The sequence below is a fragment of the Methanosalsum zhilinae DSM 4017 genome (assembly GCF_000217995.1).
Lineage (GTDB): Archaea > Halobacteriota > Methanosarcinia > Methanosarcinales > Methanosarcinaceae > Methanosalsum > Methanosalsum zhilinae.
In genome coordinates, this window is record NC_015676.1 from 466,938 (window position 1) to 491,301 (window position 24,364).

Here is a 24,364-nt window from a genome sequence, read left to right on the forward strand (position 1 = left end):
GCTATTGATGAGGATTGTAAAAAGAAATCTCAAAGGAAACGAAGGTGAAATTTCACTTATAATGGAGTCGCTGGATGATTTATGGCACCTGAAATATATTATAGAGAGAGGCGACCTTATATTTGCTGTAACCAAAAGAAAAGCAGAAAGTGCAACCGACAAGATCAGGCCTGAAAAAACAGAAAAAAAAACGGTTCGTCTTGGCGTTAGAGTAGAGAATATTGAATTTCACAAATTCTCAAATCGGTTAAGGGTCACTGGGGTTATAGAAAGTGGAATGGATTCGGGATCCTACCATACTCTCAATATTGAAGAAGATTCCCATGTGTCTATTGTTAAAAAATGGAAGAATGACCAGCTTGAGAGGATCCAGGAAGCAGAGGCTGCATCCAGGAGACCGAAAGTAATTATAGTCTGCATTGAAGAAGGAGATGCTGATATCGGCCTAGTTCGCCATTATGGTGTTGAAACCTATTCACATATTACACAGTCTTCTGGAAAAGGGGAGGGAACACTAAGAGAACTTTTCTTTGACAATATTCTGGATCAGCTTATGACCGCAGCTTCTGGATCGGAATCAATTGTGATTGCAGGCCCGGGCTTTACTAAAGATGATTTTGTCAAATATGTTAATAATAAAGAACCATCTATTGTAGAAAGGGTTGTCATGGAAGATACATCTTCGATCGGAGTTTCAGGATTTCAGGAAGTCCTTAAAAGAGGTGCTGTTGACCGGATTATGGAAGAATCCAGAATTGCAAGGGAATCCATGTTAATAGATGAACTATTAAAGGAGATCGCAACTGATGGTAAAGCAGAGTATGGTTTTGAACAGGTTACAAATGCTCTCAATTATGGAGCTATTGAAACACTTCTGATAGCAGACGAAATGCTTAGACAGGAGCGTGAAAAGGATAATATTGATTCTTTTTTGCTTTCAGTAGAACAGGCTCAGGGAAGAGTAGTAGTATTCAGTACAGAATTTGAACCGGGTCAGAAATTAATGGCTCTTGGAGGAATTGCTGCACTGCTTAGATTTAAAATATGATCATTCACTCAAACCTCTTCAATATTGAGGGATTTAAGTTCCCGGCTTACCATAGTAAAGGTCAAAGCAAAAGCAAGTAAATCTGATATCGGAAATGCTATCCATACGCCATTGAGTTCAAAAAAGCGGGGCAATATGATAACCAACGGTATCAGAAAGAAGACCTGTCTGCTCATGGAAAGTATAAATGAAGGCCTGGCTTTTCCGATGGATTGATAAAGTGCAGAACCTATAATCTGAAATCCTACAAATGGCAGTGCAAGTACTGATATCCTGATTGCACTAATTCCCTCTTCTATGAGTATCTTATCAGATGTGAAAATGTTCATCAGTTGCTCCGGAAACAGAAACAATAGCAGAAATCCTGCAAAAGATATTCCGGAAGCTACAGATGCTGACAGCTTAACTGATTGTATTACTCTGTCATAGTTCTTTGCACCATAATTGAATCCTATGATTGGCTGCAATCCATGAACGATTCCCAGTACTGGCATTATTGTAAACATCAGTAACCTACTCATAATTCCAAAAACCGCAACTGATACATCGCCGCCATATATGACAAGAACGTTATTTAGAACTATAACAACTATACTGCTGGATCCCTGTCTTACAAATGGAGATATTCCAATTGCAGAGATCTCATTGACTATTCCGAGGTCGGGCTTGAGGTTCTTTAACCTGAACTTGATTATACTCTTTCCGCCAACATAATAGTTTATGAGGTACATTGCACATATTATTTGAGAAATAACAGTTGCATATGCTGCTCCTCTAATACCCATGCCAAATCCGAATATGAACAGAGGATCAAGAAGTATGTTTAATCCTGCAGAAATTATCATTGAGTACATGGCAATATTTGCATTTCCTTCAGCTCTCACAATGCTGTTTACTGCCAGGGCAAATGAAAAGAAGAACGTACCATAGAGGATTATCTGTAGATAGTCGTAGGAATATGGAAGTATTGCATCCGTAGCACCAAAGGCCTGAAGTATTGGGCTAAGATAAATGGTTCCAAAAACAATTATTCCAATTGATGAAATGAATACAAGTAAGATCACATTGCCAAACGTTCTTTCTGCTCTGTCAACATCATTTTTTCCAATTGAACGGGATATTATTGAAGCGCCTCCAATTCCAATTGCAAGAGCTGTTGCCATTATTATCATCTGCACAGGAAATGCAACCGCAAGCCCCCCAATTGCATACACACCATTTTCACCCAGTGCCCTTCCAACAAAAATAGTGTCTGTAATATTATAAGTTGCCTGAATCATCATTCCGATTATTGCAGGTACAGATAATCTTAACAAAAGATTGGATATGTTTTCTTTTTCAAGATTTTTTTTATTATCTGTCAAGCAAAAATCCTCTGATTTTTAATTCTAAGCCCCTGGCTAAAAAATGGAATCCGAATATTAATCCCGGATACTATGCTGAATTGGTGAAAATAATTCACAGGCACTTCATAAATACATTTCGTATATGATGCCCAATCTTATATTCCAGATATATCTAAAAAAAATGAATACTTGTTAAGTATAGTCATGATCAGGACCGGTTTACTTCAATGGCCCTTTCTGATGTCTCAATAGAAAATTTCTTTTTACCATCCATATAAACACGGATCACTCCTCCTGACTCTGAGATAGTAACAGCTATTGCAACAGTGTCTCTTGTAATCGTGGCTGCCGATACGTGTCTTCCACCAAGACCTTTATCGATAGCGATTTCTCTTGCGTCGATGTCAAGATACCTTCCTGCAGAATGTATTATTCCATCTTCTGAGACCACAAAAACACCGTCAAGCTGAGAGAATTCTTTTATTGATTCCCAGTTGTCCCGGTTGAGTATATTTCTTCTGTCTTCTGGGTGTCCATAATATGGATTTATTATTATCTGATGTGATCGCATCATTACTTCTTCCACGTCTCCTATAATAAATGCAGTACCAACTTTTTTTCCTTCTCTTCCAAAAGTAGAAATTTCCAGAGCTATAGAAAGCACGGCCTTCAGGACATCAGTTGAAGCTCTCTCTTCACACTCTCGCATCACTTTGACCATTGGATTCTCTTTAATATTGTGAATAATTATAGATGTGGAATCAAAAGTTTCAATTACTCCAATTACTATACCATCTCTTATCTGATCCATGAAATGTTCGATAGCTGCTACTTTTTCCAGATGTTCGATTTTTCCAGAACATTCCTGTACTAACTGAGAGCTAAGGTCTGTATCCCCTTTTGTTTTTTCCACACTTGATGAGATCAAATACTTGATAAAATCCTTAGGTTTTTTTGAAATCGAGTATATGGGGATGGAGGTCTCGTTTCCTTCAATTGGGATATCTCCAAACACAATTATTGCACAGGCATTCAGTTCTCTGGCTAAGTTTACTGCATTTTTTATAATTATGTTTGTGTTTTTCATCAAATCCCCTTGATATACCATTTTGGTTCTATTTTTCTGTGTAATTAAAGTATGTTAGTTATAGATAAAAAGAGTTAGGTTATTATTCAAAAACAACGTTAATGATTTAAGTGAATATAGCATAGTTTCTATGGGTGGTATGTTTGGTCAGAGTTTTTATTTCAGTGGATATTCCACAGAACATGGCAGATAAAATTTCTCAGGTACAGTCTTATTTCTCTGATTTTAATTTCAAATTTGTGGATCCTTTGCAGGTTCACCTAACTCTTAAATTTCTGGGTGACGTCGATGATAAACTTATACCCGATATTGCAGAGGCTCTTGATAATATCAATTATGAACCCTTTGAAGCCCGAATTACCGGTCTTGGAGTATTTCCAAAACCCTCCTATGCAAAGGTTATCTGGATTGGGGCAGAAGGTGGTTTTGAAGGACTACATCGGGAAGTTGAGTCATGTTTGAAGGATTTAAATTTCAAGAGAGACAAAAAAGAATTTACTGCTCATCTGACTATTGCAAGGGTTAAATTCATGCCAAAATCAAAAAAAGAAAATTTTTTGAAGCTGTTCAATGAACTAAAAGATGTAGATATAGGGACAATGAGTGTTAACAGCGTTTACCTTAAGAAAAGTACATTAACTCCAGATGGACCGGTGTATGAAACACTTCATGAAGTCCATCTGGGAGATATGTAATGTAAAATATCAGGAGGCTTCATAGTTACTAAAGCCACTTGATCGGACTATTTGTTTATCATCTGTAATAATAAGACATTCTGTTTTTTCAAGCTGCTCTATCATTTTCAGGCCATCTTCTTTGCCCATTACAAACACTGCAATGGCAAGTGAATCAGCACTGATTGCATCTTCTGCAATTACAGTTGCACTTATCAGTTCTTCTGATGGATATCCTGTTCTGGGGTCTGCAATATGTGATACTCTTGCATCATCACTGAAGTATCTCTCATAGTTCCCACTGGTTGCAACTGACATGTCATGTATATTGATTATTGTAATGAACTCCTGCTCCCTGTCAGGATTCTGAAGTCCTACTTTCCATGGAGACTGTCTACTGTTTAGGCCAATATATTTCCCGTCTCCACCTGCGTTGACAAATGCATTCTCTATTCCATCATTTTTCAATGATTCAATTGCCATGTCGACTGCATAGCCCTTTGCAATTCCTCCCAGAACAATGCTCATAGCAGGATTTATCTTTATAGAATTACCCTCTATTTCTATACTGGAATAATCAACCAGTTCTAAGGTGTTGTTGATTTCTTCTGGTGTGGGTGGTTCAAATGTACCTCCTGGTTTGAACTTGCTCTCCCACAGATCAAGTACTGGCTTGATAGTTATATCAAATGCGCCATCGCTTAACTCGGAATAGTGTATGGAAGTTTCAATAACATACACTAGCTCAGGGTCTGCGTCATGGATGACACCTTCCTGATTTAACCTGCTCACTTCACTATTATTTTTGAAGTGGCTCATTGTGGTTTCTATATTTTCTATTTTATCGAATGCACGCTCAATAGATTCGTATGCATATGTTTCATCAGTATGGATCACAGTTATTGTAATCGGTGTATTCATCAGGTTTCTAGTTACTTTGAATTCCTGCTCTTCCTGTATATCTTCTGTACCAGAATATACAATAATTGATGCAGCAATTGCTAACAGCATAAAAAAGCCCAATATTATAACTGGTTTATTTTTCATCACCGAGGATAGGAAAACATCTGGTTTAAATTTAATTCGAAACCTATAAGTACCGGCAACATAATTGAATGCGATAATAGCTGAGAACTGGGTATTTATTATGACTGACGAGAAGATTGCAGGCGAAACTCCGAAGAAGGCAGGTAAGGATAAATATCTCATGGTTGCAATCCACCATATCATTGAAGGATATGGCTGGACTGCTGTAGAAAACCATTTTGCTGAGAATTATTTTAATTTTATTTATAGAAAACCTGGTTCATCACTGGAAAAAATTGAGATTAAAGCATATTATGTAGGAAATCATCTGGATATGAGTTTTATTGGATATACCGGCAAAAAAAGTCTGATGTCCAAGATATTTGATTTTAATGTTCTTGAAACAACCAAGAGATTTGATCTTAACAAATATGTATCTGATGACATGAAAGTACTAAATGAAGATCGACTGAGGAATGTTATCAGCGTAGTTATCAAAGAACTTGAAAACGCTTCAAAGAAAGAAGATAATTGAGGATTATTATGAGTAAGCTGGACATTATTTTGGTGGCAGTTACCGTTTGCGTGTTTGCTATTGCAGGTGTAAATGCCTATATGGGCTATGCAGGTTTTGATTCACATTCCCAGCATTATATGACAGATGGTGAATGGTCAGAACGAACATGTGGCGGATGCCATATGAATGTGTATAGTGATGCTCAGCAGTCATATCATGTCCAGACAGATATTGAAAAATGGTCCCCACTTACAAACATCAATATTGAAGCCGATGGAATGAATCGTTGGGCCGAAGAAGTAGGAATATACCACCCTGGAGGCGGTCCTCTTGAAGAATATGGTGTTGATATAGATTGTTTAATCTGCCACGATCAGACCGATAGATATGATTTTGATAAAAGGGTTGAAGCCATGCAGAGAGGAGAATTCCAAAAAGCAAACTTCAGGGCATTTGAGGATGCAAGTCTGGAACTGCAACAGTCACCCTATTATATTGCAAACTATATGCTTGATGTTTTAACTCCTCTTCCTGTTGTAATAGCCATACATGATCCTATATATGGCGGACCATCAAACCAGGCCTGTGCACAATCCTGTCATCTTCAGGAAGTTGAAACAACTGCTGTTACATGGGCTGAAGATATACACTCAGAATATGACGTTCATGCAAATCTAAAATGTATAGATTGTCATGTTACAACGGATCATCAGATTGGAAGCAGCACACTAACCACCACACCACCGGAACATGGGGAACTGACAAATGTAATGCCGTCATGTGAAGCCAGTGGATGTCATGAAGGTATATCTCATGGACCGATTGCTGATGCACATCTTGATTTCATGACCTGTCAGACATGTCATATTCCAAAACTTGCGGGAGCAGATCGGATGGAACGTGCATCTCCCCTTGATAAGTTCAGCTGGAAGGACGGATATCGATCTGATGAAATAAGAAGTGAAGATTTCACTCCACTGATTGGTTGGTACGGTCATTCCAGTAATGGGCTTCCAGCATCTGCAGATATGGATGATCCAGATGTGAAAATGACACCATTTAATGTCATCACCGGAAGCTGGTGGGATGCAGGCATAGATGAAGATGTGGTGCAGAACCCTAACACAAGTACATCTATAGGCAACCCTATACCGGTATCCCATGTAAAGGCTGCAGATATGGATGGCGATGGAGTAGTAACTCTGGATGAGATACGCTCTGTTGATATTACAGGAGATGGAGAACCAGACTATCCTGATGCAATATTGAGAACAGTTGATCTATTTTATCCTGTCAATCATAATATAGCAGGTTCCATGAAAGGACTGTCAGAACCATTATCATGTGATGGCTGTCATGGAGTTTCAGCAACCGATTTCTTGCAGCAGGCACACTTCCCTGGTCCTGGTGAAGAGCCAGCTGACTGTTTGCAGTGTCATGAAGTAAGACCTCCTATGGATTGGGCATTCCTTGGCTATGATAGAGATCCTGCTGAAACCGATCCGCCTACGAACTGGTCAGATATGGATGTAACAGTCACTTACCCAAGACAACCACCAGGTCAGATTGAAAGAGAACCAGCTTTTTAAGGAGTGTTATTCATTGAACGAAATTGAGGTATTGGATAAAATACTGGAAAAAGTAATTATTCCACTAAAACAGCACGACGGTGTAATATGTGATCCAGTGGTTAGTGCTGGTGATAGAGTGCTCGTGGGTCAGAAAATAGGAGAATGCTCTGCAAATTATTGTTCCTGCGTTCATTCCAGTGTTTCTGGTGAGGTTACATCTATAGCTAAAGTACCCCATCCAGGTGGTAACCGTGTGGAAAGTGTTATCATCAAGCCGGACGAAAATCAGGAATCTGTAGATTTTGTGCCTGCTGGTGCTTTATCACCACAGGGGATCATTTCGGCTATAAAGGAAGCAGGAATAGTTGAACATTTTGGAACCCCTACACACATCCTGCTCAATACCAAAAAAGAAATTGATACTGTAGTCATAAATGCTACATCTTCTGAATGGATTCAGGGTAAATATGATACTCCTGCAGACTATGCATCCCAGATAATCAGTGGGTTGAAGCTTCTTATGAGTGCAGCTGAAGCACCACGTGGGGCTATTGTTGTACGCAAGGATGACCCTGAAACAATTGAAGCTTTTGAAAGTGCAACCCTTGATGGTAATCCAGTCCATGTAGCTCCTTTGATTGGTAAGAGGAGAATTGATTATTACTATGAGGATCTTGGAACCGATATTGTAGTAGTTTCACAGGATCCTATGTATGGTAAAAGTCTGCTTAACCTTTTTACATACAATATAACTGGCAGAAAAGTTCCAATCAGCTGTGATCCTTCTGAGGTTGGAGTTGCTGTATGCAGCGTGAAAACTTCCAAAGCTGTGTATGATGCAGTACACGATGGAATCCCTGTTTATGAAACTGTTGTTACCGTTTCAGGTGCAGTAAAATCCCCAAAGAAAATACAGGTCAAAATTGGCACTCCTCTAAAAGATGTAATAGAAGCATGCGGAGGGTATAGTGGGGAACCTGGTAAATTGATAGTCAATGGTATGATTACCGGAATTGCTCAGTACACTGACGAAGTGCCAGTAACTAAGACTACAATCAGTATATATGCACAGCGCAAAGAAGAAATGGTGATTGATGAAGCGCGCTCATGTCTACATTGTGCCAGATGTGTTGATGCCTGCCCTGTAGATCTGGTTCCTTCAAGGATTGCCATACTTGCAGACAGGGGAAGATTTGATGAGTGCATGGATCTTTATGTAATGAATTGTATTGAATGTGGTAGATGTGCAGCAACATGTCCATCAAAACTTCATATACTTCAGCTTATAAGATATGCTAAAGCATCGCTTAAGAAGGTATATCCTGAAACTATTCAGGAATCTGAAAATATGCACTCGGGTTGTCTGCTAAATGGAGGTCAGTAATTATGAGTTACACCATCTCAGCCCCGCCTCACAAAAAAATGGACATAAATGTTGATAAAATAATGTGGGCTAAAATATTTGTTCTTGTTCCGGTAAGCATTATATCAATCTATTTCTTTGGTATTCCTGCGTTATGGATCATTATTGCAAGTGTGCTGACAGCAGTTATTGCGGAAGCTTCCATCCAGAAGATATTTGACAAAAAATCAACAATAAAAGATGGAAACGCAGTTCTAATAGGCTTAATGCTTGCATTATTGATACCACCTGAAGCTCCTATATGGATTCCCATTGTTGGAGCAGCTTTTGCTATTATAATTGGAAAGCATGCATTTGGTGGGCTTGGATCTTATCTTTTCAATCCGGTTCTGGCATCATGGATATTCCTGATGATCGCGTGGACTGCGCATATGACTCCACTGTCATTTCCATATACAGAACAGTTTTCTGACCTGCTCCTGGAAACGGGTGCAGGATTTCTTGTAGACGTATCACCAATTGCACTGATTGGCGGTCTGTACCTTATATACAGGAGATATGTGGAATGGAGAATTCCGGTTGCTTTTTTTGCCACCACACTTCTGCTGGCGTTTGTAGCTGGTGAAAATATTTCTTTTGTGATAACAGGAGTATTTATATTTGGAGTTCTTTTCCTTGCAACTGATTCATCTACCTCACCTGTTACAAAAGATGGTCGTCTGTACTATGGAATTTTGTGCGGATTACTAACATTCATTTATGGATATTTCTCAGTGAATTATGCATATGCAACTATCTACGGAATATTCCTTGCAAACTGCGTAACTGCATTTGTTGATAAAAGTACATTTCCAAAAGAATATGGGTCCCCTTCTTTTATCGAAAATATTTACAATAAATTAAAACAAGCTATTGGTCGCAGGGGGTCAACATCAGATGAATGATTCAAGCAGAGAAGCTTTTATAATAGTTGGAAAACTTGTGCTGCTGGCAACTGTAGCAGCTGCAGTACTGGCACTTGTATATGTGCCAACCCAGACACAGATTGAACTGAATAGAGAACAGGCTAGGGTCGCGGCTCTTGAAGATGTTGTTCCTCAGGCACACGAGTTTGAACCTGTTGAAGGTGATCCTGTAAATGATGAAAGGGAAGTATTATACTACAGAGCCCTTGATGAGGATGGAAACCTGATAGGATATGCCTTTTTTGGAACGAGAATGGGATATTCAGGCACTGTTGAGGTAGCGGCAGGTATAGATCCAGAGCTAAATGAACTTATAAAAGTAAAGATAGTATCCCAGAGTGAGACTCCGGGTCTTGGTGATAGGATAAAGGATGATGAATTTCTACGACAATTTGAAGGTCTTGAGGTAGATAATCTGGCACTGACCCGTGATACTGGTGAAGTTGATTCAATTACAGGTGCAACAGTATCATCCAGAGCAGTTGTAGAAGCCTTGAACTTAAAAATTGATGAAATTAAGGAAACAATGTAATTTTCATAGGTGATGAATATTATGAATTTGTGGAGTGAGTTTCTTCGCGGAGTTACAAAGGACAATCCGGTATTTGCCCTTCTTCTGGGGCTGTGTCCTACACTGGCAGTTACAACGTCAATGGAAAATGGTATAGGTATGGCTGCAGCAAGTATGTTTGTATTGTTATGTGCAAATATAATCATTTCGTCACTCAAAAACCATATTCCACCTACGATAAGGGTTCCTATATTTATACTTGTAATTGCAACATTTGTGTCGATCATTGGAATGGTAATGGAAGCATTTACACCTGCTCTTCATACTGCCCTTGGAGTCTTTGTTCCTTTGATTGTGGTTAATTGTATGATCATAGGAAGGGCAGAGGCATACGCAAGTAAAAATCCAGTTTCTTTTTCAGTTGCAGACGGACTGGGGATAGGTACAGGTTTCCTGCTAGTTCTTGCTGCAATAGGAGCCATCAGAGAGCTATTTGGGACCGGTGAGATTGTTCTGTTTGGCTTAACGCTGATTCAGATGCCAATAGAGGCTTCAACATTTATGATAATGCCTCCAGGAGCATTTTTCACAATAGCTGTACTTATGGCACTGGTGAACTATCGAAGAGCCAAGTTACTTGAAAGAGGTGGATAAAATGCCAGAAAATTCATTGTTTACAATATTCCTTGATGGTGTATTTATAGAAAATTTCATTTTAATTCAATTCCTGGGTCTATGCCCCTTTTTAGGTGTGACCAAAGAGACCCGGAGTGCATTGGGAATGTCTGCAGCTGTAATATTTGTAATGACAATAGCCTCTGCAGTGACATTTGCAGTTGCTTCATTTCTTCTGGTACCTCTAAATCTTGGATTTCTCGAGCTGATTGCATTTATTGTTGTGATTGCTTCACTGGTTCAGCTGGTTGAGTACATAATTAGAAAACATCTTCCACCATTGTACAAATCACTGGGAATTTATCTTCCTTTAATTGCCAGTAACTGTGCTGTGCTAGGTTTGGTCTTGCTAAATAGAATACAGGATTTCACTTTCGTAGAAGGTATAGTATTTGGCGTAGCAGCAGGAATTGGTTTTGGAATAGTTATGATACTGATGTCTGCTGTAAGGGAGCGTTCCAGTCTTGTAAATATTCCTTCAGCAGTTAAGGGAGTTCCATATGCATTCTTTGCTGCAACAATGTTATCAATGGCTTTTGTCAACTACTTTGAGGTGATTCCTATATGAAATCAATTCTGTCACTAATTCACCCGAAAAATATAAATAGCCTTGCAGATACTGATATGGAGCACTGATATGAGTACAACGACAATAATAATTCAATCAATTGCTGCACTGGGAGGCCTTGCTGTGGTGATCGGTGTCATACTTGTTATGGCTTCCCGTGTATTTAAGGTAGAGACCAACCCACTTGTTGATGAGGTGATGGATGTTCTTCCTGGTGCAAACTGTGGTGCATGTGGCTATGCCGGATGTGGAGAATTTGCAGAAAAGGTTGTTGAGGAGAGTGCACCAATTGCAGGATGTCCACTGGGCGGATTTGAAGTTGAGGAGAAACTGGGAGGAATTCTGGGTCAGGATGTAGGAGGCGAAACTGAGCCTGATTATCCAGTTGTTCACTGCAAAGGTGGAGTTGATTGTGTAGATAGGTTTGACTATGTGGGAATTGAGGACTGTAAAGCAGTTATGATGCTTTCAGAAGGCGAAAAGCAGTGCAATTACGGATGTATGGGCAGGGGTACATGTGTTCGAGCATGCCCATTTGGTGCAATAACAATCGGCGAGGATCGTCTTCCAAAGATTAATTTCAATCTCTGTACAAGCTGTGGCCTATGTGTAGCCTCATGTCCAAATGATATATTTTCACTCGGCCCATTATCTGAGAAAGTGCACGTAAGATGTCGTTCTCATGATAAAGGAAAAGTTGTAAAATCGTTGTGTTCCAAGGGCTGTATTGGCTGTAAACTATGTGTTAAAGTTTGTCCTGAGGATGCTATAACAGTTACAGATTTTCTTGCAGAGATCGACCAGGAAAAATGTACTGCATGTGGCCTATGTGTTGAAAAATGTCCGCAGGATACGATAGAACTTCGTGATTGAGGGAGATTCAGATGAGATACAAAACCGTAATTGGACTTAATGAAAACGTGGTAGGAGTTCTAACATACATTGGCTTCTGGATAACAGGTATACTTTTTATGCTGATCGAAAGGAACAATCTCTTTGTTAGATTCCATGCTTTGCAGTCTTTTCTGTTATTTCTTCCCTTATCATTACTGATATTTGTTCTTGGGTGGATTCCAGTTGCAGGATGGCTGATTGCAGAAATAATGGGCTTTGCTTCTATGCTCTTACTGCTGGTTCTGGCTTTTAAGGCCTACAGGGGAGATAAGTTCAAGATACCTGTAATAGGTAATATTGCTTATCGCAATACCTATGGTGTACAGAAATAATGACTAAATGACTCTAGCATTTTTTGCTCTACAATTTGCAGGCAAACCTGCAAATATTTATTTGTTGAAGTATTAGATTTCCCTAAGGATTAATATATTCTCCGAGATATATAAATTATCTAATATTATCAGAATAATTGGATTGATGGTTAATATTATTACAGTTAATACTATTATTGTATATGGTTTATTCCGGGAGATTTTGGAGGGCTATCTATAAAGGAAGAGATATGGATTGAAAAGTACAGGCCAATGAAACTGGATGATGTGGTCGGACAAAAGGAAGCAATTGAGAGATTGAAATCATATGTAAAAACCAGAAATCTTCCCCATCTTCTTTTTTCAGGACCTCCGGGTGTTGGCAAGACTGCAACGGCAGTCGCAATAGCACATGAATTGTTTGGGGATTCATGGAATGAAAATTTCACCGAACTGAATGCATCTGATGAGAGAGGTATTGATGTTGTCAGAACTAAAATAAAAAACTTTGCAAAGACGTCTCCAATCGGCGGTGCTGACTTTAAAATAATATTTCTTGATGAAGCAGATGCCCTTACTTCAGATGCTCAATCTGCATTACGAAGGACCATGGAGCGTTATACAGGCAATTGTCGTTTCATCCTTTCATGCAATTATTCCTCCAAAATAATTGAGCCTATCCAATCAAGGTGTGCAGTGTATCGTTTTCGACCACTTGCAGATGAACCTGTAAAGGAGCGCATAAGGTATGTTGCAGATGCTGAAGGAATAAAACTTGCAGATGATGCTATTGATGCAATAGGATATGTAGCTCAGGGTGACATGAGAAAAGCCCTTAATGCACTTCAGGCAGCTGCGATGTTTGATGAGACTATCCAGAAAGAAATGATCTATAAGATCACAGCTACCGCGCATCCCGATGAGATAAAAACGCTTATCAATATAGCCTTAGATGGAAATTTTTCTGCAGCACGGGAAAAACTGGATACACTGATGCTGGAGCAGGGGCTCTCAGGTGAGGATGTTGTTGGCCAGATATACAGGGCTATGTTTGGACTGGACATTCCTGATAAAAAACTGGTTGAACTTATAGATGTCATTGGTGAAATTGATTTTAGGATCACAGAGGGGGCAAATGAAAAAATACAGCTTCAAGCACTCCTTGCACACTTTGTTATTGCAAATAGTTGAGTGAAATGTCAATACAGGATCTATTAATTCAGTGGCTGTCTTCTGTACCGTCATGGCTGTCTACTATTTTACTCAGTACTGTACCTCTTGGTGAACTGAGGTTCTCTATTCCGGTTGCAATAACGATATATGGAATGGATCCGGTAATGGTCTATATACTTGCTGTGATCGGTAATTTGATCCCTGTGATAATTCTGTTAGTTTATCTGGAGCCTGTATCACAATACCTGCGCAGGTTCAAAATATTTGATATATTTTTCACATGGTTATTTGAAAGGACCCGGGTGAAACATACAGAAAGGTATGAAAAATATGGTACATTAGCACTTACTTTTTTTGTGGCAATACCTCTGCCCGTAACTGGGGCATGGACAGCGTGCGTTGCAGCATTTGTATTCGGGATAAAATTTACCAATGCTCTGCTTGCGATATCACTGGGTGTGCTTATTGCTGGAATTATTGTAACACTGGTTACTTTGATGGGTATTGATGTGATCAGTTTTTTTTGGTCTTTTAATTGATGCGAAATGTTCATATCTGTGAATGTAAATAGAATGGCTATAAGTTTTATATGGATTATTTCATATTTCTTTAACGCACGAGGAAATTAGTATGGCAAAAAAAAATAAAAGAATCGAACAATCAGATATTTGCATAGGATGTGGAATATGTGTTTCTATATGTCCGGTTAATACAAAACTTGAGAAAAAAGATGAATTTGATCCGGATGATGCACAACTTGCCATCAAAGTATATAGCGGTAAAGCAGTACTGGATGAAGAAACATGTATTGCCTGTGGTGCATGTGCCCGTATCTGCCCAGTGGAATCACTGACAATAATAGAGATCCCGTCTGAATAATGTAGCCGCTCTAATACAAAAATTTATTTTATTTATAGCGAATTGAACCGAAAAAGTATCAATCCGTTTTAAAAATAGGAATATGGTTTCTCTGTAAGATATCAGATATAAGGCATCAGAAATGTTGTATCACAACATTTCTTTTGCCAGTTTTATATCTTCTGCCTTGACTGTTTTTCTACCGGCATGATGTGCCAGTTTTATTGCTTCTTTTGAAATCTCAAGTCCATATTCTTCAAGCATGTCTGTAAGAGCAATAGCAGCTGTTTCACTGACTCTTTCTGCACCAGCACTTCTTATAAGGCGTTCAACAGGTGCAAATGGTATTATTGTCGTATATCTTACCTCCTTTTAATTTTAATTTGTCTATTAGTACTATTAATGCTTTTTAATATCGATGCAGGATATATATAGTTTTTCATTGATTTTGGGGCAATAATATCTTTTTTTATAGATATAAAGCTCTTACAAATGCTCATATTTGAAATTAGTAATTTTAAAGATCAATTAACAATAATTTGCAGAATAGTTTATACTGATAATTTTTGAGTGGATATATTTATTGGGAAGTAATGTAAGTTAGTTATCAAATACCGTCTCACCAAGGAGGCAATATATGAATGAAAAAATAGCGCCCCACATTGAAGAATTAACCCGGGCACTTGGAATAAGCAGGAATCAGGCACAGAAGGAGCTTGAAATTTTACTCAATTATCGTGTACCACTTGATGAGGCAAAGCGTACTGTGATACGAAAGTTCAGGTCTTCGTCAGGCTCGACACTGAAAAATATTGGAGAGCTTTCACCGGGGCTAAGTGGTATTGATATTAAGGGCAGGATAATCAACGTTAAACAGAAGAATGTTAATGTAAAAGGGAAGAGATCAGTGATCTATTCAGGAGTTATTGCTGATAGAACAGGTGCATGCTCTTTTACCTCATGGGATGGTCATCCATTGAATAAAGGGGACGCTGTTCATTTAAATAATACTCTTACACGTATATGGAATAATCGCCTTGAAATAAATATTGGAAAACTTTCCAGCATAAATTTACTTCCGGATAATTTGATCCCTCCGGTGGAGGATCTGCTGGAAATTCTGGAAAAAAAGATCAGGGATATTGATATTTCTGATCTTTTTGTAACTTCTACAGTAATCATTTTAAAAATGTATCACAGGAACATCAAAGAAGGAGATCGGGAGATGACAATAATTGAAGGTGTAATTGGTGATGAGACCGGAAAACTTCCATTTATCTCCAGAATGATGGATGTTGATATAGGGAATGTTATACGCTTTGAGAACGCATCAGTTGAGGTTTTTAAAGGTCTACCCTCTATAAACCTGGATGAGAATGCAGAAGTTGAAATATTGGATCCCAGGCTGGATGGTATACTGACTTTTGAGTCGGTGAGCGGAGTTCCTGAACCTACAAAAATTGCAGATATCTTAAATAAAAATGGAGTATTTGATGCAGTTGCAATTGGAAACATTATTTCCGTCAGGCCGGGTTCTGGAATTATTAACAGATGTCCTGAATGTAACCGTGTGATCTTGAAAAACACATGTAGGTCCCATGGTGTGGTTGATGGTATAAAGGATATGCGCATTAAGATTATTATCGATGATGGTACAGGGCCGCTTCTTGTAATGCTTGACAGGGATATTTCAGAAACTGTATATGGCAGGTCAATGCATGAGGTAGGAGAAATGGTTAAAAGGACAATGTCTCATGACCAGGTTGTTGAAGATGTCAAAAATGTCCTTATTGGTAAATATATAGCAGTTAGGGGAAATGCATCCAGGACTGATTTTGGAATGATACTGGTAGCAGATTCTGCATGGTTTCCCGAAGATGATCTATGTGGAAGAATTGAGAGGATATATGAAAAGCTGAGCCTCCTGGGGGCCAAACTTGATGTCTGACCGGGAAGTTGCACAAAGGGTGTTTGCAAAAGAGTTAAATGATTCTATATTGAGTATTGAATCAGGTTCATCTGATTCAAATAAGAACAATGCACGCTCTCCAAATTACCTTGTAACTCCATTGGGTACGAAGGTCAACCGACTCTTTGCCGTGGGTGTCATTACTGAAGTCGATAACATAGGGACAGATAATGATATATGGAGGGCAAGAATGGTTGACCCCTCAGGAGCATTTACTATATATGCAGGACAGTATCAACAGGAAGCAGCTGTCTTTTTATCTGGAATTGACACTCCTGTTTTTGTATCAGTTGTGGGGAAAGCCCGTATGTATGAACCCGGAGATGGTTCAAAATTCATTTCTATTCGTCCTGAGGCCATAAACCGGGCAACTGAGTATATGAGAGATAGATGGGTGATTGATACTGTAGAGCTGACAACTGAAAGAATGAATATAATCTCAGATCTGATATTACTTGATACTGACCAGATTGTCGGGTATTTTGATGAAAATGGAATCTCTTCAGATATTGCAGAAGGTATCCGGATAGCTCTTGAAAAATATAACACTGGGCAAGACTATTTGAGTGAGATGAGAAATATGTTGCTGGAATGTTTAAAATCAGTTGAACCAACCGAAGCTGAATCCCCAAAGGATATCAATGAAAAAATAATTCTCAGGATTTTAAATGAAATGGATCAAGGCAGGGGAGTTATCTATGAAAAACTCATGGATACAGCAAAGCAGCATGGTTTATCTGAAGAACAAATAGATGAAGCAACCAGTTCTGTCCTGTCCAAAGGAAAATGCTATGAGCCCAGGATAGGTATATTGAAGCCGGTATAAGTTCATATAGTATTGGAACTGTGACAAAACAAAAACAAATAACTATCAGAGAAGAGGGGATTATTATATTCAATCAGCTTAAATCTACAATCAGATCTTCTATAATTCCTATTGCAAAATTTGTACCCCTATCTCCCAATACACTAACCTTTCTTGGTTTTGCTATAAGTGTACTGGCTGCCGGAATGTTTGCAAATGGTTTTCTGATCATAGGTGGAATATTTGTACTTTTAAGTGGTGTGTTTGATCTTCTGGATGGGGCTGTTGCAAGGGTAAATAACAGTATCACAACATTTGGTGGCTTTCTTGATTCAGTATGTGATAGATATGCTGATGCAATTGTTTTTGCAGGAGTTATCTATGGATCTATTACCGGTAGTATAGCTATCAATTCTCATGCTCTTGGAATGCCTCTATGGTTCTGGTGCATCCTGGCTTTGATTGGGTCATATATTGTCAGTTATACACGTTCCAGAGCTGAGGCGGAGGGTGCGATTAATATGAATATAGGTCTTGCAGAGAGATCCGAGAGAATGATCTTACTTTCTATAGGTGCATTTACCGGCTTTCTTACAATTGCGATCGTTATTATAGCTCTAATAACCCATATTACAATAGTACAGAGAATATTGCATGCCAGAAAATATCTAGAGTGATGAATAGACAACTTTAAATGTTCAGGTATCTATGAACAGAAAAATATTCAAAGAATATTTGATTTTTACATTATAAGATAAAATGACTGCGAGGATTGCTAAATGGAGTATTGTGCAGAGATAACAGTTCAACTAAAAAAAGGGATGCTTGATCCTGAAGGCACTACTATCAGACGTGCTCTGGAACACCTGGGATATCAGACCAGTGAAGTGAAGTCTGCAAAAAAATATATTATAACACTGAGTTCAGATTCGATAGAGAATGCCAGAAAGACTGTGGATGAAATGTGTCAGAGGATGATTGCAAATCCAGTAATCCATGACTATACTATCAGTATGAGGGAAATTTAATGAAGATCGCGATTGTTCAGTTTGGAGGTAGCAATTGTGATATGGATGTACTGCATGTATTAAATGAAGTGGTCAATGTGAATGCTGAGCTGGTATGGTACAAAAATGATGACCTTACAGCTTATGATGCAGCTGTAATTCCAGGAGGATTCTCATATGGTGATTATCTGAGGGCAGGTGCGATTGCTGCAAGAACTCCTATTATGAAATCAATAAAGAAAATGGCAGATACCGGTAAGCCGATAATTGGGATATGCAATGGTTTCCAGATACTTACTGAATCCGGAATTCTAAAAGGTGCACTGGCAACCAATATGTATCCAAAGTTTATATGTGAATGGGTATCACTAAGAGTTGAAAATACAGATACACCTTTTACCTGCATGTTCAAAAAAGGAGAGGTGATCCGTATTCCCATTGCGCATAAAGAAGGTAATTATTATGCTAGCAGTGAAACACTGTCTGAACTGAATTTGAATGATCAGGTAGTGTTTAGATATTCAGATGAGGATGGATCAGTGTCAGATAAGTCAAATCCAAACGGTTCAAAGGAAAATATAGCTGGTATCATCAATGACACAAAGAATGTTCTTGGCCTGATGCCACATCCTGAAAGGGCTTCACAGCATTTGCTGGGATCTGAGGATGGATTGAAAATATTCCAGTCCATGGTCGAATATATATCAGAAAGTTGAATATAGTAGCAACCGGTATTCAGAAAACTGCAGAATGTCGAAACATCAGGATTATTTATGTTTCTTAATTAAGTTATCACATGTTTTCCAGGAATGACGTACAAACTCTGGAAATGAATCATTCTCGCAAATCCACTCTTCAAGAAACTTTTTTGTTTTTGGATCTGAAGGATAACCACTTCCAAAATCTATACCCATTTCCTTTTTGATTTTTTCGATAAGTTCATCTCTTCTGACCTTTGCTATTATTGAAGCAGCTGAAACGATTGGATAGATGCTGTCAGCCCTGTGTTTTGATATGATCTCTATCTGCTTTGCTCCTGGATTGCTTTCTGAATATTTTATTTTGAGTGTCGATCCAAACCTTTCAGAGTTTACATCAACGGAGTCCACATAGGCCTTATCAGGCCTCAACTTATTCAGGACCTTCAGGAAGCCATGAACCATAATCTGATTCATTGTCATAACCTTTCTCAGTTCATCTATCTGCTGCGGACTTATTTCAAAAATATACCAGTCATCTGAATACTTTTTTATCTGATATGCGAACTCTTTTCTTTTGCTTGCAGTGACAGTTTTTGAATCGCGTACCTTGAGATTTTTTATGGTATTCAGTTTGCTTTCATCAATAGCCACTCCTGCAATACACATAGGACCTATGACAGGCCCTTTACCAGCTTCATCAATTCCTGCAATTATTGTCATTATATCTCTCATCTGAGCTTGATTACATAAACATTGTGAACAGAAGATATCCAATTGTCATCATAACAATTGCATGCTTGAGCCCGGACATAACACTACCTTCTCCCATAGCCCCTGCCATGAGACCTGAACTGAATCCCTGTATGATAGCTGCGTGCTTGAACAACTGGATGTAGGAGTCAAGATCAAACGTACCAAGGAATCCTGCCTGATTACCTGTAGCTGCCATTTTTTCACCAGCTGCTGCCATTTCTGCAAGAAAGGTTGTAGAAACTACATAAATGACTCCAACAAATACAAAGAATGCAATATAAATAATAACTATATAGATCATCATGCCCATGGATCTTTCATCCTTCATACTCTGTTCTGATGAAGCATCCCGGGCTGCTACCATAAGCACTTCTCCTATATCACTACTGGATTCCACTGCCTTTGTAATAAGAGTTACTGAACGTGCAACAAGCCGTGTTTTTGTTCTGTTGGCAAATCTTATCATTGCATCATTTATACTTATACCCCAGATAATGTCATTCCAGATTCTGTTGATCTCACCTCCCATACTCTTTGGATTTGATTTTACTATCATTTTGATTGAATCTTTCAATGTCATTCCTGTTTCATTAGCACTTGCCAGCTTTTTTAAAAAATCAGGAAGATTTTTCTCAAATTTTTTCATTCGCCTTGATTTTATTTCATGAAATACTGCCAGCGGAACAATTGTTATGTATGCTGCCAGAACTATCTTATCGTCCAGAAAAGTAACCATGTCAGAAGTTGTGTACAGATGTTCTGCATTAATTGCAAAGGGAACTGCAATGATAAGAAATGCAATAGGGAATGTCAATGCAAGGGAGATCATTGGCCTCTCAAGCATTGGCCTTAGAGGATTGTGGATCAGGGATCGAAGGTAAAGTATTTTTTGGATTTTTCAAATTTTTCAATTTGCTCTGTTTTTTCTGAGTACTTTTCACTATTTTCTACATATCTATTTTCCTCTTTGCATTTCTTTTCGACCAGGTGACTATTTTCGTTTTCTATTTTACTGGTTTCGAGCAGGGATGGTTCCCCTTCTTCCCCTGGAGTTATGATGCTGATCATAACTATAAACATCAGGGAGCCAATTGGCAAAATTGCGTATATGAGCGCATATATCATGACCTGGGTTCCGGAGCCCATTACCGCCATCATAACTCCTACAATTATTATGAACAATGGTCCTGCTACAAATGCAGTCACATAAGATTCGGCAAGGAGTCCCAGGGTTTCAAGGAATCCTTTCTGATCGTTTGATGATTGTTGAAGATATTGTTCTGATTTGTCCTGGAAGTATCTGGGAATACTGCCTCCAGCATCGATAACGGTAAGTAGATTGTACATAAGATCCTGAAAACGTGCAGAAGGTGTGATTTCGATAGAATTTTTTATGGCAGTTCGCAGATCATGTCCAAAATAGTCGATATCCCTGATAATGGTATCCACTTCTTTAGATACTTCTCCATAAGTCCTTTCTGATTTAGCAAGCTCTCTAAATACTTCGATTATATTCATTCCGCCCTTGCTCTGCGAATACATAAAGGTTACAGCGTATGGTATTTGAGTATCTATTTTAGTTTTTCTTTCTCCTGCCAGGAAAGCAGGATACATCATGAAAAGTGTATATATTATTCCTGTAAAAATAACAGTCAGTGTTATTATCACAAAAAACGCTATTATAATATCCCGGTACTCAAGAATCCATGCGACGGAAGGACCAAATGCAAGGTTTGTAATATTTTCCGGAATCCCTATAAGATAGATTAATGTGTAGGCAAGGAAAATTCCCGAAAGTGCACCAACCAGAGCACTTAGTGCAGAATAAAAAATAGCGTTTGAGATGTACATCTCGTATGAAATTGGTATTCTGGCCTGCCTGAGTTTGACCTGAAGAGACTCATACCTTCCACCCTGGTTTTTAATTCTATTTCCCAGCAGGATAAACGGTATCTGCTTTGACAGATTAAAAAATATCCGTGCCTTTATGGCCAGTTCATCCAATTTATCTATATTCTTATTTAAAAAATTACTTCTCTTTTCTCTTATCTTGTCTTCATGCAGCTTATCATCGTGCATATCAGGATGTTCATCGCCATGTACAGGCCCTGATTGATACTGATCCGTATCTTCTTCACCATTTTCGTTTGTCCGGACAGAGTTCGTTTTTTTCACAGATACCACATCAGGATTTATTCAACCAAGTTGAAACTATCAAGAACCTTATGAGGATTTGATTGATAGGTGTTGATTATAGAAGTTATCTCCTTAAAATCGGTTATATTATTATTTACCATATATTCCAGTATCTTTTTTCGTGTGTCCAGTTCTCTTCTTATCTGAGCATTGCTCCATCCCCGGCTTATAACTATATCTTTAAGAGCCTTTGAATCTCCTGTCTGGTGGAATGAATCGGATATGGAATCCCATAAAAAAATGTCATTGGTACGTATATTTTTTGTATTTGGATCAATATCAATGATCTCTACAATCTTCAGATTTCTTCTAACCCTTTCTCCTTTAGAATATGTCTGCGCCTGGATGCAGATTATGTCAAGTGCCTGGATCATTGTCCGGGGTACGTTTATGGGTGGGTTTTCCAGTCTGTGGATGGCTGATGCTACAGAATCAGCGTGCATAGTTGAAAAAGTTGTATGGCCTGTGGACATCGCCTGAAATAGAGTGAGGGCTTCTCTTCCCCTTACCTCTCCTACAATAATATATTCCGGTCTCTGGCGAAGTGCTGCCTTCAGGAGTTCATACATATCAACAGCTCCCCGTTCATCGGCTGTAAATGAATCACGGGTTATTGCAGGTATCCAGTTCATGTGAGAGAGTTTCAGCTCACGTGTATCTTCAAGTGTGACAACCTTTGATTTTTCTGGAATGAACAGGGAGATAGAGTTAAGTGAGGATGTTTTTCCGGATGCTGTACCTCCTGCATATATAAGGCTTTTATTATTTTCAATGCATAGCCATAGATATGCCATAGACTCTGCAGAGAAAGTGCCCCATTTGATCAGATCTACGGGAGTTACAGGTATATCACTGAATTTACGTATAGTAAATGTGCCCCCACGGGTGGTTATCGTACTTCCAAGTGTCATCTGTATACGGGATCCATCAGGTACTGTTGCATCGATCATGGGCTGGGCAAGCGATATATGTTTTCCACTTTTCTGGGCAAGCTGGATAATATAGGAATCCAGCTCCTTTTCGGAAAAACTGATATTTGTTTCTATGTTATGATATTTCCTGTGATAAAGGAAAACAGGAACATCATGTCCATTTACTGAAATGTCTTCTATGGAGTTATCATACATCAATGGATCTATTTTTCCAAATCTGATAAAATCTCTTTTTATGTAGTAAGATATTTTTTCCAGCATCACAGGTGTAATATCAATTGCATAATCTTTTACAATAGATCTTATTTTAGACTCAAGTATAGACTCTTTGTTGATACTTTCATTAATGTTTTCAAAAAGAAGCACGTCTCTGAGTCTTTTTTTAATCTCTGCCAGGAAAAGACTTTCAAAATCTGACATTTCAGGCTCTACGACATAGTATATGTAACTGTTTATTTCCTGATTGAACTGAACTGTTACGAAGGAATATGGTTCAATCAGCCAGTATCTTTCAACCTCATCATAACCTTCAAGCCCACCGAAAGCAACCAGGGGGCCATGGAGTTCAGGATCATATTCCGCAATTTCCTGTTCATGATGCTTGAAAATATTTTTAATTTTACTGAAGATATTTTCTTTACTTTGCTCTTCTAGAGTCTCATTTTCATTTTCAGTTGCCGATTCTGCACCTGCTTCATTAATTTCAGTTTCAGATGTTTTATCTTCAGTAATACTATCTGTGAGATCAGTTTCTTCCTGGGGCCGGATATTTGTCTGGATATTTTGAAGAGCAATATCTGATTTTATTATTTTATCCTCTTCAATCACAGTCCTGTTATTAACACCTGTGTTATTGGATTTGTTTGCGTGAGTACTGGAAATATCCTCGGATATATTTTTGCTCGCAGTGCCTTTATGTTCCTGTTTACTGATAGTAGAATGGGATATATGGTCAGGGGTAAGTATTCCATATTCTTTTTCAAACTCTGTATCCTGAAGATTGTTCTGTATGTTTTTTGCCTTAATCTCTCTATCTTGCTGATTATCTGATGAAGAAGCTTCAACTCTTGTTTCAAAAATTTTACTACTGTCAGGTTCCGGATAACTGGTATGATCTCTGTCTTTTCTGGTCCCTGATAATTTTTCTGAATTCGAATCAAAGGTCGATGTCATGATTTCACCGTTTTTGCAGCACTGAATGCAGTTCTGGTATGATTTTGAGACAGATAATCATTCGATTCCATCCTATAGTATGTTTTCTAAACTATTCGGGTATTTTTTATTTAGTGGTGATAGGTGTTTTATAATTATATGTATTTATATATGATTATTATGTGATGATGATGAAACCAATCACATTTTATATTTAATTACAATGTATAATATTTATAAGTTTTTGTAAGGGGTGTGGGTC

At 38.4% G+C, this 24,364-nt stretch carries 27 protein-coding genes; 19 read left to right on the forward strand and 8 right to left on the reverse strand.

Going from position 1 to position 24,364, the window contains the following annotated elements:
- Positions 1-7: 7 nt before the first annotated feature.
- Positions 8-1,048 (forward strand): mRNA surveillance protein pelota, encoded by a 1,041-nt coding sequence (locus MZHIL_RS02130; RefSeq protein ID WP_013897732.1) that lies wholly within the window; start codon positions 8-10, stop codon positions 1,046-1,048.
- An 8-nt stretch (positions 1,049-1,056) separates the two neighbouring features.
- Here MZHIL_RS02130 and MZHIL_RS02135 read toward each other — a convergent pair whose 3' ends face one another.
- Entirely contained in the window at positions 1,057-2,412 is a 1,356-nt protein-coding gene (locus MZHIL_RS02135; protein WP_013897733.1) for an MATE family efflux transporter, read from the reverse strand.
- Between the two features lie 190 nt (positions 2,413-2,602).
- Entirely contained in the window at positions 2,603-3,481 is an 879-nt protein-coding gene (locus MZHIL_RS02140) for a DNA integrity scanning protein DisA nucleotide-binding domain protein (protein ID WP_013897734.1), read from the reverse strand.
- Between the two features lie 134 nt (positions 3,482-3,615).
- On the opposite strand from MZHIL_RS02140, the gene thpR reads away from it, so the two are divergent.
- A complete protein-coding gene (gene thpR, locus MZHIL_RS02145) occupies positions 3,616-4,176 on the forward strand; it encodes an RNA 2',3'-cyclic phosphodiesterase (RefSeq protein ID WP_342626833.1) in 561 nt (186 codons plus the stop codon).
- Between the two features lie 9 nt (positions 4,177-4,185).
- Here the strand turns inward: thpR and MZHIL_RS02150 are convergent, their stop codons facing one another.
- On the reverse strand, positions 4,186-5,166 hold the full coding sequence (locus MZHIL_RS02150) for an FAD:protein FMN transferase (RefSeq protein WP_245527554.1): 981 nt from the start codon (positions 5,164-5,166) through the stop codon (positions 4,186-4,188).
- Between the two features lie 136 nt (positions 5,167-5,302).
- On the opposite strand from MZHIL_RS02150, the gene MZHIL_RS02155 reads away from it, so the two are divergent.
- The 12 genes from MZHIL_RS02155 to MZHIL_RS02210 all read left to right on the forward strand — a co-directional run bounded on the left by MZHIL_RS02155 (position 5,303) and on the right by MZHIL_RS02210 (position 14,608).
- Positions 5,303-5,716, forward strand: a complete 414-nt coding sequence (locus MZHIL_RS02155; RefSeq protein WP_157209616.1) for a hypothetical protein — start codon at positions 5,303-5,305, stop codon at positions 5,714-5,716.
- An 8-nt stretch (positions 5,717-5,724) separates the two neighbouring features.
- Complete coding sequence (gene mmcA / locus MZHIL_RS02160; RefSeq protein WP_013897738.1) at positions 5,725-7,287, forward strand: methanogenesis multiheme c-type cytochrome; 1,563 nt, start codon at positions 5,725-5,727, stop codon at positions 7,285-7,287.
- A 13-nt stretch (positions 7,288-7,300) separates the two neighbouring features.
- A complete protein-coding gene (gene rnfC / locus MZHIL_RS02165; RefSeq protein WP_157209617.1) occupies positions 7,301-8,653 on the forward strand; it encodes an Rnf electron transport complex subunit RnfC in 1,353 nt (450 codons plus the stop codon).
- A 2-nt stretch (positions 8,654-8,655) separates the two neighbouring features.
- The gene (gene rnfD, locus MZHIL_RS02170) at positions 8,656-9,576 is read left to right on the forward strand and encodes an Rnf electron transport complex subunit RnfD (protein WP_013897740.1); all 921 of its coding nucleotides are present in this window, start codon (positions 8,656-8,658) and stop codon (positions 9,574-9,576) included.
- Positions 9,569-10,129, forward strand: a complete 561-nt coding sequence (rnfG, locus tag MZHIL_RS02175) for an Rnf electron transport complex subunit RnfG (RefSeq protein ID WP_013897741.1) — start codon at positions 9,569-9,571, stop codon at positions 10,127-10,129. Before rnfD ends, rnfG begins: the two co-directional genes overlap by 8 nt.
- 21 nt (positions 10,130-10,150) lie before the next feature.
- Positions 10,151-10,762 (forward strand): Rnf electron transport complex subunit RnfE, encoded by a 612-nt coding sequence (rnfE, locus tag MZHIL_RS02180; RefSeq protein WP_013897742.1) that lies wholly within the window; start codon positions 10,151-10,153, stop codon positions 10,760-10,762.
- Between the two features lies 1 nt (position 10,763).
- The gene (gene rnfA / locus MZHIL_RS02185; RefSeq protein WP_013897743.1) at positions 10,764-11,351 is read left to right on the forward strand and encodes an Rnf electron transport complex subunit RnfA; all 588 of its coding nucleotides are present in this window, start codon (positions 10,764-10,766) and stop codon (positions 11,349-11,351) included.
- 69 nt (positions 11,352-11,420) lie between these two features.
- Entirely contained in the window at positions 11,421-12,224 is an 804-nt protein-coding gene (gene rnfB, locus MZHIL_RS02190; protein ID WP_013897744.1) for an Rnf electron transport complex subunit RnfB, read from the forward strand.
- An 11-nt stretch (positions 12,225-12,235) separates the two neighbouring features.
- On the forward strand, positions 12,236-12,577 hold the full coding sequence (locus tag MZHIL_RS02195) for a DUF4870 domain-containing protein (RefSeq protein WP_013897745.1): 342 nt from the start codon (positions 12,236-12,238) through the stop codon (positions 12,575-12,577).
- 216 nt (positions 12,578-12,793) lie between these two features.
- Positions 12,794-13,747: a replication factor C small subunit gene (locus MZHIL_RS02200; RefSeq protein WP_013897746.1), complete on the forward strand. Its 954-nt coding sequence runs from the start codon at positions 12,794-12,796 to the stop codon at positions 13,745-13,747.
- Positions 13,748-13,752: 5 nt separating this feature from the next.
- On the forward strand, positions 13,753-14,268 hold the full coding sequence (locus MZHIL_RS02205) for a COG2426 family protein (RefSeq protein ID WP_013897747.1): 516 nt from the start codon (positions 13,753-13,755) through the stop codon (positions 14,266-14,268).
- Between the two features lie 91 nt (positions 14,269-14,359).
- Positions 14,360-14,608, forward strand: coding sequence for a 4Fe-4S binding protein (locus MZHIL_RS02210; protein ID WP_013897748.1), 249 nt, complete (start codon positions 14,360-14,362; stop codon positions 14,606-14,608).
- A 129-nt stretch (positions 14,609-14,737) separates the two neighbouring features.
- On the opposite strand, the gene MZHIL_RS02215 is transcribed toward MZHIL_RS02210, so the two are convergent.
- A complete protein-coding gene (locus MZHIL_RS02215; RefSeq protein WP_013897749.1) occupies positions 14,738-14,938 on the reverse strand; it encodes a histone family protein in 201 nt (66 codons plus the stop codon).
- 286 nt (positions 14,939-15,224) lie between these two features.
- Between MZHIL_RS02215 and MZHIL_RS02220 the strand changes: the two genes are divergently transcribed.
- From MZHIL_RS02220 to purQ, 5 genes are all read left to right on the forward strand, one after another.
- Positions 15,225-16,535: a Single-stranded DNA binding protein gene (locus MZHIL_RS02220; RefSeq protein ID WP_013897750.1), complete on the forward strand. Its 1,311-nt coding sequence runs from the start codon at positions 15,225-15,227 to the stop codon at positions 16,533-16,535.
- On the forward strand, positions 16,528-17,382 hold the full coding sequence (locus MZHIL_RS02225) for an RPA family protein (RefSeq protein ID WP_013897751.1): 855 nt from the start codon (positions 16,528-16,530) through the stop codon (positions 17,380-17,382). Before MZHIL_RS02220 ends, MZHIL_RS02225 begins: the two co-directional genes overlap by 8 nt.
- A 20-nt stretch (positions 17,383-17,402) precedes the next feature.
- A complete protein-coding gene (locus MZHIL_RS02230; protein ID WP_013897752.1) occupies positions 17,403-18,038 on the forward strand; it encodes a CDP-alcohol phosphatidyltransferase family protein in 636 nt (211 codons plus the stop codon).
- A gap of 102 nt (positions 18,039-18,140) precedes the next feature.
- A complete protein-coding gene (gene purS, locus MZHIL_RS02235; protein WP_013897753.1) occupies positions 18,141-18,389 on the forward strand; it encodes a phosphoribosylformylglycinamidine synthase subunit PurS in 249 nt (82 codons plus the stop codon).
- Positions 18,389-19,084 carry a phosphoribosylformylglycinamidine synthase I gene (gene purQ / locus MZHIL_RS02240; protein WP_013897754.1) on the forward strand — a complete coding sequence of 232 codons (696 nt, stop codon included), beginning with the start codon at positions 18,389-18,391 and terminating at the stop codon, positions 19,082-19,084. The genes purS and purQ overlap by 1 nt, the downstream gene beginning before the upstream one ends.
- Before the next feature lie 51 nt (positions 19,085-19,135).
- Here purQ and rnhB read toward each other — a convergent pair whose 3' ends face one another.
- Genes rnhB through MZHIL_RS02255 form a run of 4 tightly spaced genes read right to left on the reverse strand, consistent with a single transcriptional unit; the run spans position 19,136 to position 24,123 of the window.
- Entirely contained in the window at positions 19,136-19,789 is a 654-nt protein-coding gene (gene rnhB, locus MZHIL_RS02245) for a ribonuclease HII (RefSeq protein WP_013897755.1), read from the reverse strand.
- A gap of 22 nt (positions 19,790-19,811) precedes the next feature.
- Positions 19,812-20,651: a type II secretion system F family protein gene (locus tag MZHIL_RS10725; RefSeq protein WP_245527556.1), complete on the reverse strand. Its 840-nt coding sequence runs from the start codon at positions 20,649-20,651 to the stop codon at positions 19,812-19,814.
- 35 nt (positions 20,652-20,686) lie between these two features.
- Complete coding sequence (locus MZHIL_RS10730; RefSeq protein ID WP_245527557.1) at positions 20,687-21,997, reverse strand: type II secretion system F family protein; 1,311 nt, start codon at positions 21,995-21,997, stop codon at positions 20,687-20,689.
- 17 nt (positions 21,998-22,014) lie between these two features.
- On the reverse strand, positions 22,015-24,123 hold the full coding sequence (locus MZHIL_RS02255; RefSeq protein WP_013897757.1) for a type II/IV secretion system ATPase subunit: 2,109 nt from the start codon (positions 24,121-24,123) through the stop codon (positions 22,015-22,017).
- Positions 24,124-24,364 lie beyond the last annotated feature (241 nt).